This is a genomic window from Candidatus Competibacter denitrificans Run_A_D11 (assembly GCF_001051235.1).
Taxonomy (GTDB): Bacteria; Pseudomonadota; Gammaproteobacteria; order Competibacterales; family Competibacteraceae; genus Competibacter_A; species Competibacter_A denitrificans.
Window position 1 is genome coordinate 1 of record NZ_CBTJ020000076.1, and the last position, 15964, is coordinate 15964.

Sequence of the window (15964 nt, forward strand, 5' to 3'; positions counted from 1 at the left end):
CATAAATGGGCACAAGCCAAAGCGATCCGTAAGCAAACCCATTGCTCCATTGAAGACCTCTTCCGCTCCCATCAAATATGATCATTGTTATTTTGTTTTGCTATAAACCGTGTTCCACAATACAATGGCGGCCACCACGAGGTTGAGGCCGCTGGCGCGATAGCGCTGGTTCTCGAAGCTCCGGTCGCGTATTTCCCCGAGCCGGTTCAGAAACACGGCGCGGGCCAGCGCGTTTTTGGCCTCGCCCTTGTTCAGACCGATCTGCACGCGGCGGCGCAGTTCGACGTTCTGCATCCAGTCCAGCGCGAACAGCGTGCGCTCGATGCGGCCGAGTTCGCGGAGCGCGACCGCCAGACCGTTCTGGCGGGGATAGCTGCCGAGCTTGCGCAGCATCAGCGAGGCGGGTGCCCTGCTGGATCGACGCCGTTAGCCGCAGGATGTCGTCCCAATGGGCGCGGATGTGCTTCACGTTGATGCTGCCGCCGATCAGTTCGGTGGCGGGCACAATCGGTTTCTACCGCGAGCCCAAGCCCCTGTTGGGCGTGCTGCGCCGCGAAGCGCTGTGGTGGCAGCAGATAGTCCTCGAAGTCTTTGAACTGGCGTGAGCCCTGTACCCAGATATCACCCGAGCGCAGCGCGTTTTTCAACTCGGTCAACACGCACAGCTCATAGAATCGGCGATCCAGTCCGTCAGGCGTCCAGACCAGGTTTTCCCAGCGCTTGCGCACGAATGAGGTAGGTGCATCGTCCGGCACCTGGCGCACCTGGCGAGCGTTCATGTCCTTGAGCACGTCGATACCCGCCAGCAGGTCGAGTGCGGCCGGCGCTGCTTTCATGGACAGCGCCGCCAGCATGGTTGGCGTATAGCGCCGAAGCTGGTTGAAGCTGTCACCGATCAGGGACAAAAAGTCGAAGTTTTCAGGCCGGACCCACTGCTCCGCCTCGGCGATGCTCTGGCTGAACACATCCCAGGACATGATGGCCTCAATGGCTGCAAAGGGATCGCCACCCGACTGTTTGGCATCAAGCAGGGCGCGGCCAATACGCGAGTAAAGGCGCACCTTGTCGTTGATCGCCTTGCCGGACTGCTGGAATTGGTCGGCATGATTGCGCTTGGCCTTGCTGAACACGGAGCCCATGTATCGGTCGTGCAGGTCGATGATGTCGTCGATCAGGGTGGCGCGGGTATCGAGGAGCAACGCTATCAACGCGGCATAGCGCCGAGCCGGCTCCAGGTCGCGAAGATGCTGGGCTGTCATTTGCCCGCCCTCACGGGCGAGTTTCAGCAGGCGGTTCTGGTGGATGGCCTGTTCCAGCCCCGGCGGGAGACTCAGCTCATCAATGGCTTTCAGGCGTTCCAGATGGACCAGCACATGCCTTGGTTTTGGGGCAATGGGTGGCTGGCGTAGCCAAACCAGCCCGCTGTTTTTGGTGCCCTCACGGACTGTCAGCAGCGGGTCTAAGGCCTGCCGGTGCTGAGCCGACAGCGGCGCGATCAGCACCTCGTGCACTTGGCGCGTGCCGCGTGCCAAGGCCTCGCTACACAGGCGGTCAATGACGTCCGCCGTTGGCAGGATGATGCGCTGTTGCCGTAGCCAGTCAACCATGGCCACCGCAAGTACGGGGCCACGATCAGTTTGCCTGGCCAGCTCAGCAAGTGGGTGGGCAAGGCGTCGATAATCAGCAGCGGAAAATACCGTCAGCTGCAACCAAGCCTGCAACTCCACTAGGTGCTCTCGGCGGGTCTGGGCCCGTTGGGCGTATTGCGGCCAAACCGAAGGGCTGATTTGTAATTGCTGGCCGACGATGGCCAGCAACGAAAAGGGAGGCTCCGCGCTAGGCGCCAGGATGAAGCCGGGATAACGCAGGCAACACAGCAGCACGGCGAAACCGAGACGGTTGTGATCGCCACGCCGCCGCCGGATCACAGACAAGTCCAGCGTCGACAACGTGTAGCGCCTAATAATCTCGCCTTCATCTCCCGGGAAGGCAAACAGCTCGGCACGTTCTGCCGGAGTCAGCACACTGCGACGAGGCATGATCGGCACTCTTTGCTTTGTCTATGCGCCGATGGCGGCTGGCTATCACTGGGGCGTGGGCCAGTGATCGTGGAACAAGGGGGCGCTAAACCCTCTCAATAGAATTGTTCTTGCATTTTGATTGTATTACTATCGAAATGTCTATAATTCATGTGATAGAAATGATCATCGGCTACGCGCGCACTTCAACGATTGAGCAGGTCGCCGGGTTTGAGGCCCAGCTAAAGGAGCTCGAAACCGCCCATTGCGAGAAAATCTTCCGCGAACAGGTCTCATCGGTCGCCCATCGCGCCCAGCTTCAGGCCGCACTCGAGTTTGTTCGGCAAGGCGACCTATTGGTGGCGACCAAACTCGACCGGCTGGCTCGCTCGGTAGCAGACCTCATGGCCATCATCCAGGCTTTGGATTCCAAGCAGGTGGGCTTGCGTGTGCTCAACCTGGGCATGGACACGCAAACGCCAACGGGCAAGCTGATGTTGGCGGTGCTGGGTGGGGTTGCTCAGTTTGAGCGGGAAATGATGCTGGAGCGGCAGCGAGAAGGCATCGCCAAGGCTAAAGCTGAGGGGAAGTATCGGGGACGTAAACCAGTTTCTACCGACAAACGCGACCGTGTGCTGCAATTGGCAACCAGCGGCATGACCAAGGTCCAGATGGCGCGTGAGCTACAGATTGGACAAGCAACGGTGTACCGGATTCTGGCAAACACAGCACCAAAACCACGGCAAAACCCTTAGCGTGCTTTAATTTCCGTTTCGTGAGCTGACCCCTTGTTGATGACGCGGTTTTCGTGGTGCACCTTGATGACCAGACCGTCTAAATACAGGATCGGATAGACCGCCTCTAGCGGCCGGCTTTGCCAGGCTTGCACCGTCTCCCACACCGCATCCGTGACCTTCGCCACCAGCGTCGCAGAGACCTCCGCCCCATAGATGTCCTGCAAGGTATCCGCGATGTCGCGGGTCGTCATCCCTTTGGCGTAGAAGGGGTTTGGATGGGAACCTCACCTAAGTCCCCTTTGAGCGTTTTGCCCGAATAGCCATTGCGGCTGTTGCCGCTCCCTCGGCCCACCGCCGCGTGCCGTTCATACCCCAAATGCGCGTCCAGCTCTGCCTTCAGCGCACTCTCTACCGTCAGCTTCAACAACTGCCGACTCAGCGCCGTTAAATCTTGTTCCGTCTTGATGTGCCGGGCGACCTCTACCGCCAGCTTCTTTAACTCCGGTGAAAAGTCCTGGTCTACTTTGCTTAATGGTGTCGTCATCGTCAATGCTCCTGACACGTCAGTGTCCTCGTTTCCTACAGTGGAGCATTTACACAATCGAATTTACAGTCTCCCTCGCAAACCTCTACTCCCCCGCCACCGTCATCCGTTCCAACAGAAGGGAACCGCATTGAATGGCGCCGCGTGAATCCACATCGTTGCCGACGGCGACGATGGTTTGGAACATGCGGTCGAGATTGCCAGCGATGGTGATCTGCTGGACCGGATATTGCGGTTCCCCGTTCTCGACCCAAAAACCCGAAGCACCGCGCGAATAATCGCCAGTTACCAGATTGATGCCGTGACCGAGCAATTCCATCACCCACAGACCCGTTCCCAACTGCCGCAGCAGATCGGCTTGGCCGAACGCGCCAGCTTCGACGATCAGATTATGGACGCCACCGGCATTGCCGGTCGTCACCATCCCCAAGCGGCGCGCGGCATAGCTATCCAGTAGATAACCGCGCAGTTCTCCTTGCGCCACCAGGTCGCGTTCCACGGTGGCCACACCCTCACCATCGAAGGGCGCGCTGGCCAACCCTCTGGGCAGGTGCGGTCGCTCCCGAAGGGTCATGAAATCTGGAAAAACCGCCGTCCCCAGACGATCCAACAGAAACGACGCTTTGCGGTATAACGCGCCACCCCGAATCGCAGCGGTAAAATGTCCGATCAACCCCCGCGCCAATTCTGGAGCGAACAACACCGGTAGCTGTCGGGTATCGATCCGCCGACTCCCCAGCCGGCGCAATGCCCGCTGTGCAGCGGTTCGCCCGACCGTTACCGGCGCTTCCAAGTCATTCTGGGCACGGGCGACCGTGTACCAATGATTACGCTGCATCTCGGCGCCTTCCTGGGCGATCACCGAGCAGCTCAATGAATGGCGACTGGTCGGATAGCCACCACAAAAACCGTGCGAGTTGCCGTAGATCACCAAGCCGACATGGGTGGTTACGCTAGCGCCTTCAGAATTGCGGATGCGTGGATCGTGCGCCAGCGCCGCCGCCTCGCACTCCCCGGCCAACGCGATGGCGTCTTCGGCAGTCAGCGGCCACGGATGATAAAGGTCGAGAGCGGGAACCTGCCGCGCCAACCGCTCTGGATCGGCCAGCCCGGCAAACGGATCGGCGGCGGTGTGATGGGCGATGGCGCAGGCATGACGCACTGTCTCCCGAATCGCTGACGGTCGCCAGTCGGCGGTACTGGCCGACCCGCGACTTTGCCCACGATAAACCGTCACCCCCAAGCCGCGCTGGCGATGATGCTCCAGCGTTTCGACCTCACCCAGGCGAACCGTGACCGACAAGGCAGCACCGAAGTTAACGGCCGCTTCGGCGGCATCGGCACCTTGGGCTTGCGCTTCTGCGAGGATGTCAGCGACCAAGACTTCCAGACTTTCCCGGGCAGGTAACGGGGCAGCAGTGCGAGCGGTGGCTACGGACATAGAGAGGCTACTTTTTTCGGCTGGCCAGCGAATGGAAACGATTGCTCAAGCGTGCGTTCCGCCAACGGTCAAGGCGTCAACCCGCAAGGTCGGTTGGCCGACGCCGACCGGCACGCTTTGGCCGTCCTTACCACAGGTGCCGACCCCGGCATCCAGCCGCAGATCGTTGCCGACCATCGACACCTGAGTCAACACCTCGGGGCCGTTACCAATCAAGGTTGCGCCTTTGACCGGTCGGGTCACGCGGCCATTTTCGATCAGATACGCCTCGCTGGCGGAGAAAACGAATTTGCCCGAGGTAATATCGACCTGACCGCCGCCGAAATTGACCGCATAGAGACCCTTCGCCACCGAAGCGATAATCTCCCCCGGCTCGCTCGCGCCGGCCAACAGGTAGGTATTGGTCATGCGCGGTAGCGGTAGATGGGCATAGGATTCGCGCCGGCCGTTGCCGGTCGAGGCGGTTTTCATCAAGCGGCCGTTGAGCTTGTCCTGCAAATAACCCTTGAGCACGCCGCCCTCGATCAAGGTCGTGCAGCGGGTCGGAGTCCCTTCGTCGTCGATGTTGAGAGAACCACGCCGGTCGGCCAGGGTCCCGTCGTCCACCACGGTGCAGAGCGGTGAGGCCACCCGCTCGCCCATCCGCCCGCTGAAGGCTGAAGTGCCTTTGCGGTTGAAATCCCCTTCCAGACCATGGCCGATGGCTTCGTGCAGGAGGATGCCGGGCCAGCCTGGCCCCAGTACCACGGTCATCGTACCGGCGGGTGCAGGAGCAGCTTCCAGATTAACCAACGCCAGGCGTACCGCTTCCCGCGCATAGCCGAGCGCGCGCTCCTCATCGAGAAACCAGCCATACGCCACCCGGCCACCGCCCCCGGCGCTGCCCTGTTCACGTCGGCCCTGGGCTTCGACGATCACGGTGACGTTCAACCGGACCAGTGGCCGCACATCGCCCGCCAACGTGCCATCACTCCCGGCCACCAGAATCGTATCCTGCGTCCCCGTTAGGCTGACTATAACTTGCGCCACCCGCGCATCCTGGTGGCGGGCTTCGGCATCCACCTGAGCCAGCAGGCGAATTTTCGCTTCAGCGCCCCAGCTTCCCAGCGGATCGAGCGGTTGATAACGCTTGATCCGCTCCGCCGAGCGCCAAACCGACAACTGCCCATCACCACCCTGGCGGGCGATGGCGCGAGCGGCAGTGGCCGCGTCCAGCAAGGCTGCCGGCACGATTTCGTCGGAATAGGCGAAACCGGTTTTTTCGCCGCTTACGGCCCGCACCCCGACGCCTTGATGAATGGCGTGACCGGCCTGTTTGACCTCGCCATCTTCCAGTGACCAGGATTCGGCTTGCCGGAGCTGAAAATACAGATCACCGCTATCGATGGCGTGACCCAGCAGACAACCCAGGGTTTTCTGTAAATCGTCCTCCCCCAAACCGGTGGGCGCGAGCAACTGTTGACGAGCGAGCGCGAGCGTAGCGGCGGCGGTCATGTCAACCTCACGTCGGTCACCCGATGTTCCAGGACCGGAAACTGGCGGCGAATCTGCTTTAGGCGTTCCGCATCAAATTCGCCCAGCACCACGCCCGGTCCCTGCGGCAGGCGACCGAGGATGTCTCCCCAAGGGTCGATGATGAGGCTATCGCCATAAGTCTCCCGGCCATTTGCGTGGCTGCCGCCTTGCGCCGCCGCCACCACATAGCACTGATTTTCGATAGCTCGCGCCCGCAGCAGTGTCTCCCAATGGGCCTTGCCGGTCGCAGCGGTAAAGGCGGCTGGCAGCGCCAAGACCGTCATCCCACCCACCGCCAACGCACGAAATTGCTCCGGGAAACGCACGTCGTAGCACACCGCCAAGCCGAGCGGCCCCAGTGGGGTATCGGCCACCACATACCGTTCACCCGGTTCAATGGTCGCCGATTCGGCGTAACGCTCGGCACTGCCCACCACCTGTACATCAAACAAATGCACTTTGTCGTAGCGGGCAACGGGCCGGCCTGTCGTGTCGAATAAGAGGCAAGCGGCCCGTACCCGATGATCACCACCCACCGCGTGCAGTGGAATCGTGCCGCCGACCAGCCATATGCGGTGCTTGGCGGCTTGTTCGGCCAGAAATGTTTGCAGCGGACCATCCCCAGCCCGTTCGCGCACGGCGACTTTATCGTCTTCACTGCGCCCCATCAGGGTAAAATTTTCTGGGAGAACCGCCAATTGCGCCCCGGCGTCGGCTGCTTGTGCCAACAGCATAGCGGCAGTCGCCAAATTCTCCGCCACGCTGGGACTAGAAACCATTTGAATGGCAGCCATCATCGGCATCGCATGACCTCCTCAATTCTCGCGGGTGACGCCGCCGCCATGCGAGATGAGCGGTTCCGGCAAGTAGTCCAGGACCGGCTGATCCCAAGAGCCTTTCAGGGCATAACGATAGCGGGTGGCTCGCTCAAGTCCCTTTTGCAGCACTCGCTCGGCAACAAACACCGCCGCACCGACCACTGGCCCCCCAGCGATGACGCCCGCGACGGGCAGCGCGGCACCATATCGGGGAACCACTGTGATGATCTGGTCATAGTCACGCGCGCGCAATCCCGCTCGGCCGTGCATTTCGATCCGTGCTGCCGGAGCTTCGATTGAGAGGTTATCGGTATGTGCTTGACTGGCCTGCAAGGTAAAATCGCCGGTGATCCGATCAAACGCCATGCCCGGCTGGAATACATCGCTGAAATCGAAATTGAGCCGTCGGGTCAAGTTCTGGACGTCCAACATCCCGATCATCCGCCCCAGTCCCGGATTGATATCGCGCAGTTGGCCGGGGCCGACAGTCAACTTCAGCGTACCAGCCACCCGATCCAGACTGAAATCAGCGATCTCTCCCTGCCAGGTGAGCGCTAATTCGGCGTGAGTTTCTCCACGGCTGACACCGTTCTCGGCATAGCCGAAGGTTGCCAGGACATCCCCCAGCGCGCGGCTTTCCAAAGTGGCGGCCAATCGGGCGAATTGGCTGCCGCCAACCCAGCGCCATTCGCCGCTGGCGTCGATCTGCTGACTCTCGCCCTTCAAGGCAACTTCGCTGAGCTTAATGCCCCCTACCATCGGCGTAGCGACTAATTTGAATTGGCCGAGCGGCACTTTATCGGTGCGAAAATCCGCCACGGTCAACGTCAGTGGGGGTACGCGACGTGGGTCCGCATCGCTGAAGGGTGCTTTGTCTGCCGTAGAGGCCGCTTTAGGGCCAATATATAATCGCTCCAGAGCGATCCGCACGGGCTGTTCCGGTGTCGGCTCATTCGGTAGCGTTACACTCCCAGCCAACGCCTCACTGTCACAATCGATCCGCATTCCGCCTTCTTGGGGGCTTGCCTGCACATGCACCGCCGCAAAAGAACGCCCACCGATCAGCAATTCATCGATTCGGACATCGACACTGTGCAAGAACTCCCAACCAGTCGTCTCTGCTCGGTTCTTACCCGCTGTCAGCGGCCGTGGTTTGTTGCGTGAACCCGTTGTTTCTTTGAGCGATGACAGGCCGGCGAACGCCAAATTCCAGTGCGGCAAATGCGCAATCACCGATAAACCGGGTCGTTCGGGTAATTTCGCCACACCGGTGTTGATGCGCAATTCGCCACGCTCGAAGCGCGGCTGACGTGGAAAATTGTCAAGCGCCAACAAAGCGCGCGCCGCTGGGCCATACTCCAGCGCCAAGTGAGCGCTTTTCCCTGACGCGACAGGGAACAACCGGGCTTTGAAGGGGCGAGTTTCGGCGGCGGCCTTGCCCAAAGGGGCCGGTAAGCGAACGGCAACGCCGCGCAAATCCGATGTAACTTCCAGGGTGAAGGGTGAACCGCTACGACCCTCACGTTGGGTAGGGACCGCTAGCGCGACCGTCAAGGCAGCCTTGCCGCTGATAGATGGCTCCAGGGCTGCGCCCGCCTCTCCCAGCAGATCTCGCAGCCCTAGACGACCTTGCAATCGCGTGCGCAGTTCGCGGCGCCCTTCCCGGCCGGTCGCCAGCTCCAGGCCGAACCGAATCGGTTCACCACGCCATAACGCCTGCACATTCTCGGCAACCAGGTCATTGTCAGTAAACTTCACGTCGCCGCGCACCCCATCGAAGCCGATATCCCAGGCCGGCAGGCGCACCTTATTGCCCACTAATCCGACAGTGCCATTAATCCGATTGGGGCGCGGGTCCAACGGAATGGCGAGATCCAGGTTAAGCGTGGTGGTGCCGTCAATCTGTAGATCCGGCAACTGCTCGGCCAGGGTGCGGCCCGCTGGGCTGTTCTCAAACGCCTGCCACATGGTGGCCCCCGGCCCCTTGGCGCGGCCTTCAACGGTCACGATGGCATCCGCCAGATCGTCGATCCGTACCACGAGATTTTCCACCACGCTATCGAGCAAGCGTCCCGCTTCCGTCTCTATCCGTAATGCCCGATTTCGGAAGGTGACCGCCAGTTTCCCATCTTCCAGTCGCGGCCAACCCGGTGTGTAATCGACCACTGCATTATCAACGCGAAACCGCGCCTCAAACAGTCCATTCCCGTCATCGAAGGGAAAGCGGGCCGGTACACCGCGCAACACCACATCCCCGGTTATCGAACCGGCGAGCAGTGCCTGATCCAGCCAAGCGACCGCACGGGTGGGCATCAACGCCGCCGGTAGATAGCGCCGCACGCGGGCCACCTGCAAATCCCCATAGCGACCTTTCACTTCAAGCGACGGCTCACCACTCGGCGGAATCGTCACGCTGCCGGTAAAGCGTGCGTTAAAATCTGCGTTGCTCAGCGCCAGACCATCACTCTCCAGACGCAGCTCACTACCGGAGCGGCGCCAAGTCACGGCACCGGCCAGCGTATCAAGCGTCACCGGCCCGCGCAGAACTTTCTCGGTATCGACCCGCAGCCGACGACTATCCAGCTCAAGGCGACCCCCCGTCGGCTCTATCGTCAGCGTACCGCCCACATTATCCAAGCCGGGTAAATCCCGAATCGGTCGCCAACTAAGACCCTTAAAGCGCGTGGTTACGGTGTAATCGGCCGCGTCCGAGCCAGCCTGAAAAGTGATCTCCGGCAGTTCGCCCCGTGGCTCAAGCGGAACCCACCAGGAGCGGGCGGCTTCGTCTAACCAGGGCGCCGCCCAGGCCCATAGATCCTGCACACGCAGCCCGCGCACGTTACCCTGCCAGCCTTGGTCGGTCCTCGCTAACTCGAATGTCGGCCCGGTAACTGCTTGCCCCTTCCCCTCCTTGATCTGGGCATTACCGCGCAATTGCCAGCCATTTTCCGTCTGTTGCCAGCCGAACTGGGCCTCAGTCTGCGGCGACCGCGCCAACGATGCTTTCAACGAAGCAGAACCCGGCTCGGTCGCCATCCTTGCCTCGTCCCATCGCAACGTACCGGTGAATCGGATCGGCTGCCAATCCCGCCAATCACCGCTGAGATCCAAGCTCGCTCGACCGCTAGGCAAGGCGACAGGCCATGGCCACCACGCCAGATTCATCCCGTCCGCTCGCAATTCAAAGGTCCCCCGCTCCCGTTGCGACGCCTCAGCGGCTTCCTCGCGCTCCACCACCAGTCGGAAGCGTTCCCCCAGCGCCGCCGGGAACGCCGCTGTAAAAGCAAAGCGGCGACCGCGTTCCGTCTGTTGCAGATCAAGATAAGGATCAAGGATTTCGAGAGAAGGACCATCAAGCCGGCGCACCGCCAGGCGTTCGCCAACGATTTCCAGTTGCGGCAGAGCGAACAGCCAGCGGGCCATATCGGGTAAATTTTTGGTGCTACCGGTGCCATCACCCTCCCCGAACAGGCGCAAAGCGCCGTCTGGCCCAGTTTCCAGGGTCAACCGCACGCCCTCTAACCGAACGCGACCGAGTACCGGCCGCTGTTGCCATAGGGAGTGCCATAAATCCAAGGCGATGATGGCTTGAGAAAAATGCGCTAGCACCGCATCGCGCTCTGGATCACACAGGCTGATACCCCGGAGTCGCAGGCCCAGCCGCCAACCGTCCCACAGCGCGCTCACGCTATCGATGCGCACCGGCAGGTGTAGATACTCACTGAGCGTTTGCCCCAGCGTATCCCGATAAGTGTCTAAGCGAGGCAGCCACCACCACTGGGCCAGCGCAGCCAGCGACAAAACCAGCAAGATGCAAGCTAAGGTCAACCAACGCAGCCAGCGCAGCAGCCGACGCGGTATGCTTTGCGAATGCCAGATCACATCAGCACCACATCATATTGCTCGCGGGTATAAAGCGTTTCCGCCTGAAATTTGATCGGCAGTCCGATGAACGCTTCGAGTTGCGCCACGCTATTCGACTCCTGGTCTAACATGGCATCGACGACCTCTGGCGCAGCCAGCACCACGAAACGGCGCGGTGCATACTGACGGGCTTCCCGTAACAGCTCGCGAAAGATTTCGTAACAGACTGTTTCAGCGGTCTTGATCGAACCCCGGCCATCGCACAACGGACAAGGTTCGCACAAAATTTGCTCCAAACTTTCGCGGGTGCGCTTGCGGGTCATTTCCACCAAGCCCAGCGGCGAAACCTGGGAAATGTGGCTCTTGGCCCGATCCTTCTCCAGATGCTTCTCCAAGGCTTTCAACACCGCCTGTTGATGCTCCTCGCTAACCATGTCGATGAAATCGAGAATAATGATGCCGCCCAGATTGCGCAGCCGGAGCTGTCGAGCGATGGCCGAGGCAGCCTCCAGATTGGTCTTGAAAATCGTCTCTTCCAGATTGCGATGGCCGACATAGGCGCCGGTATTGACATCAATCGTGGTCATCGCTTCAGTTTGATCGACGATCAGATAACCACCGGATTTGAGAGGAACTTTCTTACCCAGCGCCCGCTGGATTTCCTCCTCAATCCCGTACAGCTCAAAAACCGGTCGCTCACCCGGATAGTGCTCTAAACGTGGAACCATTTCCGGCACGAATTTATCGGCAAATTCCAGCATCCGCTGGCAGGTCTCCCGCGAATCGATACGGACTTTTTCCACACTGTCGCCGACGAAATCGCGCAAGACCCGCAACACCAGCGGCAAATCCTCGTACAAGGTGGCCACCCCGCTGACTTGCGTAATCCGTTCCTGGATAGAACCCCACAGCCGCAGCAAAAACTGCATATCAGCCCGCAACGCCCACGCTTCGATACCCTCGGCGGCGGTGCGCACGATGTAGCCACCGCCGAACTCGGTGCGGAAGAGATTCACCACTTCCTTCAGGCGCTGACGCTCGCGCTCACCATCGATTTTCACCGATACACCAGCGACTTCAGAATCGGCCAGAAACACGAGAAAGCGGGAGGGCAGCGTAATGTGAGTGGTGAGCCTCGCCCCCTTGGTGCCGATGGGGTCTTTGATCACCTGCACCACGACCTCCTGGTTCTCTCGCACCAGGTCGGTAATGGCCGAGGCCCGCTCACCGGTCTCGGTGATACTGTTTTGCCCCAGGATTTCGAGCCGGATATCCGACACATGCAGGAAAGCGGCTCGATCCAAGCCGATATCCACGAAGGCGGCTTCCATACCGGGCAAGACGCGCGCGATACGACCTTTATAAATATTGCCCACCAGGCCGCGCTTACCGGCCCGCTCAATCAGAATTTCCTGCAAAACGCCGTTTTCGACCACAGCCACCCGCGTCTCGCGCGGCGTGGCATTGATCAAAATTTCGTCGCCGGTGCCGCCTTCGGCGCGCGTGCTCATGCGATCCCTATCCCTGCTGGAAGGTTGATGGAGGCCAAAGGAGAATACCGAACTCCTGTAGCAATTCGACGGTTTCAAACAGCGGCAGCCCCATGACGCCCGAATAGCTGCCACGCAACTCCGCGATGAAGGCGGCCGCCCGCCCCTGAATGCCGTAACCGCCGGCTTTATCGGCCGGTTCGCCGCTATCCCAATAGGCCGCTCGTTCCGCCAAGGAGACTTCACGAAACCGGACCTGGCTTGCTTGGACCTTAAACGCATGACGCGTCGGCGTTGCCAGCGCCACCGCGCTCAGCACCGTGTGTTCGCGGCCGGATAACAAAGCCAGCATCGCCAGCCCTTCGTCCCGATCACGGGGCTTGCCGAGTACCGCATTATCCACGACCACCGCCGTATCAGCACCTAACACCGGCCAAAGTGTGCGCCGACCATGCACCTTCGCCACGCCGGCTTGTGCCTTGGCGAGCGCCAGACGCGCGACATAGGCCACCGGGGGTTCCGCAGATAACCCGCTTTCGTCAACCGTAACCGGCAGTACTCGATAGCAGACCTTGATCTGACGGAGCAGTTCGCGGCGACGGGGAGATGCGGAGGCGAGATAAACGCAAGCAGCCGACATATCAGGCGCGATGATACGGGTGGTTATGCAACAAACTCCATGCCCGATACAACTGTTCGGCAATCAGCACCCGCACTAAGGGGTGCGGCAGGGTGAGCCGCGACAGCGACCAATGCCGTTCCGCGCGAGCACGGCAGGGTGCGTCCAAGCCATCGGGACCGCCCACCAACAAGCTCACATCACGGCCGTCCCGTAACCAGCCGGTTAACTGCGCCGCCAGTTCCAGCGTGCTCCATTGCTGGCCGCGTTCGTCCAACGCAACCGGGCAAGAACCGCCCGGAATTGCTGCCAGCAGGCGTTCACCTTCTTCACGAACCGCGCGGCTGATATCAGCCTTCGGTCCCCGCTTGCCGGTAGAAATTTCGACCAAATGCAACGCACACTCAGGCGGCAAGCGTTCTGCGTACTCGGTGTAACCTGCCTTGATCCAGCCCGGCATTCGAGTGCCGACTGCGAGCAAATGAACTTTCATTGGTCCGCGACCCTGCGTCAGCCGCTCGCTCCATGACTGACGTTCGTGCGCTCGCGCAGCGACCAGAGCTTTTCCAGATTGTAGAAATCGCGGGTCTGCGGCAGCATGACGTGAACGATGATATCGTTCAAATCCACCAACACCCATTCGGCTTCGCGCTCGCCCTCGACGCCCAGTGGCTTATTGCCGGTTTGGCTGGCTTTTTCGACCACCTTATCAGCAATCGCTTTGACGTGGCGGGTGGAGGTACCGCTGGCCACCACCATCAGATCGGTGAAGCTGGCGACACCCCGTACATCCATGATTTTGATGTCCTGGGCTTTGATTTCTTCGAGCGCATCAACGACGAGTTTCTGTAAAGCTTCGAGTTGCATGGAATCTGATTTTTCCTCATTGGGGAGTAGGATTAGAAACAACAGGTGACCGGTAGAGTGCGTGGTTGTGGATATGCGTGAGCACCGCTTCCGGCAAGAGATAACGAGCCGATTGGCCGCGCGCCAGCAAAGTACGCACTTGCGTGGCGGAAATCGCTAATTGCGTGACCGGCTGCAACAGGATCGAGCCAGCCGACCGTTCATGCAATGCAAGAGAGTCGTCCAACAGACGTGGCGCTACGAATGCTTCCAACTCGGATGGCAAAACCAGGGACGCACCCGGTCGCTGCATCACCACCAGATGGGCAAGGTCGGTCAACTCCCGCCAGCGGCGCCAAGTGGTCAGTTCCCGAAATGCGTCACTGCCGAGGATCAGGCACAGCGGGACGGTCGTGCCGATTTCCTCGCGTAGCGAAGCCAACGTGTCCACCATGTAAGATGGCCCCGGCCGGCGCAATTCTCGGTCATCCGCCACAAAACCTGCCTGTCCGACCGTCGCCAGCCGCACGAGTTCCAGACGTTGTTCAGCCGTAATCGATGGGGTATCGCGATGGACTGGAATCCGACAGGGAATGAAACGGACCTCGCTCAGCTCTAGCGTTTCCAACAATTCCAGCGCCGGTCGCAAATGGCCGTAATGAATGGGATCGAAAGTGCCTCCGAAAACGCCGACCGGGCGCAACGCTGGAGGCATCAAGTCCACCTGTGAACCGGTGAAAAGCGGATCGCTGGCACGGCAGCGATTTCAGCAACGCAAATGGCCATCACCCAGCACTACGAATTTCAGAGTGGTCAATCCCTCAATCCCGACCGGTCCCCGCGCGTGCAGCTTATCGGTGCTGATGCCGATTTCTGCACCGAGACCATATTCACCGCCATCGGCGAAACGAGTCGAGGCATTGACCATCACCGAACTGGAATCGACTTCGCGCAGAAAGCGCCGCGCTCGACTGTAATCCTCGGTCATGATGGTATCGGTATGCGCAGAGCCGTAGAGCGCAATATGATCTATCGCCGCATTCATATCCTCGACGACTCGGATTGCCAGAATCGGCGCGAGATATTCGACGTACCAATCGTCCTCGGTCGCAACATTCACGTCGGGGATAAGATCGCGGGTCCGTGCGCAGCCGCGCAACTCCACACCAGCCTCCTGATACATCCGGCACAGGACAGGTAAGACGCGCTCGGCGATTCCTTCCGCCACCAGCAGGGTTTCCATCGTGTTGCAGGTGCCGTAGCGCTGGGTTTTGGCGTTAAAAGCCACCGCGATGGCTTTTTCAAGGTTGGCGCGGTCGTCGATATAGACGTGACAGACCCCATCCAGATGCTTGATGACCGGTACTCGCGCCTCACGGCTGATCCGCTCGATCAAGCCTTTGCCGCCGCGCGGCACGATGACATCGACATACTCGGCCATGCGGATCAATTCACCGACGGCGGCACGGTCAGCCGTATCAATCACTTGCACCGCATCAGCCGGTAGCCCGGCGGCGGCCAGGCCCTGCTGGATACAGGCCGCAATCGCACGATTGGAATTGAGCGCCTCAGAACCGCCACGCAGAATGGCGGCATTGCCCGCTTTCAGGCACAACGCGGCAGCATCGGCGGTGACATTCGGCCGCGATTCGTAAATGATACCGATAACGCCCAGCGGCACCCGCATCCGGCCGACCTGGATACCGGACGGCCGGTATTTGAGATCGGTGATTTCACCCACCGGATCGGCCTGAGCAGCGACCTCGCGCAAGCCTTGCGCCATAGCGCGAATGCCTTTGGGCGTCAGTTCCAACCGGTCGAGTAACGCTGGCTCTAAACCGGCCGACCGCCCGGCGCCCATATCCAGTTGATTGGCGGCACGCAAGCTTGCCTCCGCCGCTTCCAACGCATCCGCGATGGCGTGCAAGGCCGTGTCTTTACTGCGCGTTTCGGCACGGCCGACGCTGCGTGCGGCGGCGCGGGCGCGCTGGCCAACCTCAGTCATGTAGCGCGTGATAGCGCTGGAAGTATCCACGTTCGTATTCATCGTTAGGTAACCCAATGGCCGACCC

The 15964-nt window shown here is 60.5% G+C and carries 11 protein-coding genes and 2 pseudogenes; 1 reads left to right on the plus strand and 12 read right to left on the minus strand.

What is annotated here, in order from left to right:
- Nucleotides 1–102: 102 nt before the first annotated feature.
- Nucleotides 103–2039: pseudogene (locus BN873_RS14030) on the minus strand (DUF4158 domain-containing protein); the annotation flags it as partial.
- Between the two features lie 161 nt (nt 2040–2200).
- Here BN873_RS14030 and BN873_RS14035 point away from each other — a divergent pair.
- Complete coding sequence (locus tag BN873_RS14035) at nt 2201–2773, plus strand: recombinase family protein (RefSeq protein ID WP_048674874.1); 573 nt, start codon at nt 2201–2203, stop codon at nt 2771–2773.
- A gap of 59 nt (nt 2774–2832) precedes the next feature.
- On the opposite strand, the pseudogene BN873_RS21010 reads toward BN873_RS14035, so the two are convergent.
- The 11 genes and pseudogenes from BN873_RS21010 to BN873_RS14095 form a co-directional block, all read right to left on the minus strand.
- A pseudogene (locus BN873_RS21010) lies at nt 2833–3299 on the minus strand (transposase); the annotation flags it as partial.
- Between the two features lie 85 nt (nt 3300–3384).
- Nucleotides 3385–4740: a metalloprotease PmbA gene (pmbA, locus tag BN873_RS14050; RefSeq protein ID WP_171820487.1), complete on the minus strand. Its 1356-nt coding sequence runs from the start codon at nt 4738–4740 to the stop codon at nt 3385–3387.
- Nucleotides 4741–4785: 45 nt separating this feature from the next.
- Nucleotides 4786–6234, minus strand: a complete 1449-nt coding sequence (gene tldD, locus BN873_RS14055; protein ID WP_048674882.1) for a metalloprotease TldD — start codon at nt 6232–6234, stop codon at nt 4786–4788.
- Nucleotides 6231–7058 (minus strand): carbon-nitrogen hydrolase family protein, encoded by an 828-nt coding sequence (locus tag BN873_RS14060; protein WP_048674886.1) that lies wholly within the window; start codon nt 7056–7058, stop codon nt 6231–6233. Before BN873_RS14060 ends, tldD begins: the two co-directional genes overlap by 4 nt.
- A gap of 12 nt (nt 7059–7070) precedes the next feature.
- Nucleotides 7071–10955, minus strand: a complete 3885-nt coding sequence (locus BN873_RS14065) for a YhdP family protein (RefSeq protein ID WP_048674891.1) — start codon at nt 10953–10955, stop codon at nt 7071–7073.
- Nucleotides 10952–12448 carry a ribonuclease G gene (rng, locus tag BN873_RS14070; RefSeq protein WP_048674896.1) on the minus strand — a complete coding sequence of 499 codons (1497 nt, stop codon included), beginning with the start codon at nt 12446–12448 and terminating at the stop codon, nt 10952–10954. The genes BN873_RS14065 and rng overlap by 4 nt, the downstream gene beginning before the upstream one ends.
- 7 nt (nt 12449–12455) lie before the next feature.
- On the minus strand, nt 12456–13067 hold the full coding sequence (locus BN873_RS14075; protein ID WP_048674901.1) for a Maf family protein: 612 nt from the start codon (nt 13065–13067) through the stop codon (nt 12456–12458).
- Nucleotide 13068: 1 nt separating this feature from the next.
- Nucleotides 13069–13539 carry a 23S rRNA (pseudouridine(1915)-N(3))-methyltransferase RlmH gene (rlmH, locus tag BN873_RS14080; RefSeq protein WP_048674904.1) on the minus strand — a complete coding sequence of 157 codons (471 nt, stop codon included), beginning with the start codon at nt 13537–13539 and terminating at the stop codon, nt 13069–13071.
- A gap of 17 nt (nt 13540–13556) precedes the next feature.
- A complete protein-coding gene (gene rsfS / locus BN873_RS14085) occupies nt 13557–13913 on the minus strand; it encodes a ribosome silencing factor (protein ID WP_048674906.1) in 357 nt (118 codons plus the stop codon).
- A 16-nt stretch (nt 13914–13929) separates the two neighbouring features.
- Nucleotides 13930–14607, minus strand: a complete 678-nt coding sequence (gene nadD / locus BN873_RS14090) for a nicotinate-nucleotide adenylyltransferase (RefSeq protein ID WP_048674908.1) — start codon at nt 14605–14607, stop codon at nt 13930–13932.
- 51 nt (nt 14608–14658) lie between these two features.
- Nucleotides 14659–15939, minus strand: a complete 1281-nt coding sequence (locus BN873_RS14095) for a glutamate-5-semialdehyde dehydrogenase (protein ID WP_048674910.1) — start codon at nt 15937–15939, stop codon at nt 14659–14661.
- Between the last annotated feature and the right edge of the window lie 25 nt (nt 15940–15964).

What these genes read in the sequence shown, in the direction of transcription:
- BN873_RS14035 (WP_048674874.1), top strand. Translation starts at nt 2,201, where the DNA reads ATGATCATCGGCTACGCGCGCACTTCAACGATTGAGCAGGTCGCCGGG.
- pmbA (WP_171820487.1), bottom strand. Translation starts at nt 4,740, where the DNA reads ATGTCCGTAGCCACCGCTCGCACTGCTGCCCCGTTACCTGCCCGGGAA.
- tldD (WP_048674882.1), bottom strand. Translation starts at nt 6,234, where the DNA reads ATGACCGCCGCCGCTACGCTCGCGCTCGCTCGTCAACAGTTGCTCGCG.
- BN873_RS14060 (WP_048674886.1), bottom strand. Translation starts at nt 7,058, where the DNA reads ATGCCGATGATGGCTGCCATTCAAATGGTTTCTAGTCCCAGCGTGGCG.
- rng (WP_048674896.1), bottom strand. Translation starts at nt 12,448, where the DNA reads ATGAGCACGCGCGCCGAAGGCGGCACCGGCGACGAAATTTTGATCAAT.
- BN873_RS14075 (WP_048674901.1), bottom strand. Translation starts at nt 13,067, where the DNA reads ATGTCGGCTGCTTGCGTTTATCTCGCCTCCGCATCTCCCCGTCGCCGC.
- rlmH (WP_048674904.1), bottom strand. Translation starts at nt 13,539, where the DNA reads ATGAAAGTTCATTTGCTCGCAGTCGGCACTCGAATGCCGGGCTGGATC.
- rsfS (WP_048674906.1), bottom strand. Translation starts at nt 13,913, where the DNA reads ATGCAACTCGAAGCTTTACAGAAACTCGTCGTTGATGCGCTCGAAGAA.
- nadD (WP_048674908.1), bottom strand. Translation starts at nt 14,607, where the DNA reads ATGCCTCCAGCGTTGCGCCCGGTCGGCGTTTTCGGAGGCACTTTCGAT.
- BN873_RS14095 (WP_048674910.1), bottom strand. Translation starts at nt 15,939, where the DNA reads ATGAATACGAACGTGGATACTTCCAGCGCTATCACGCGCTACATGACT.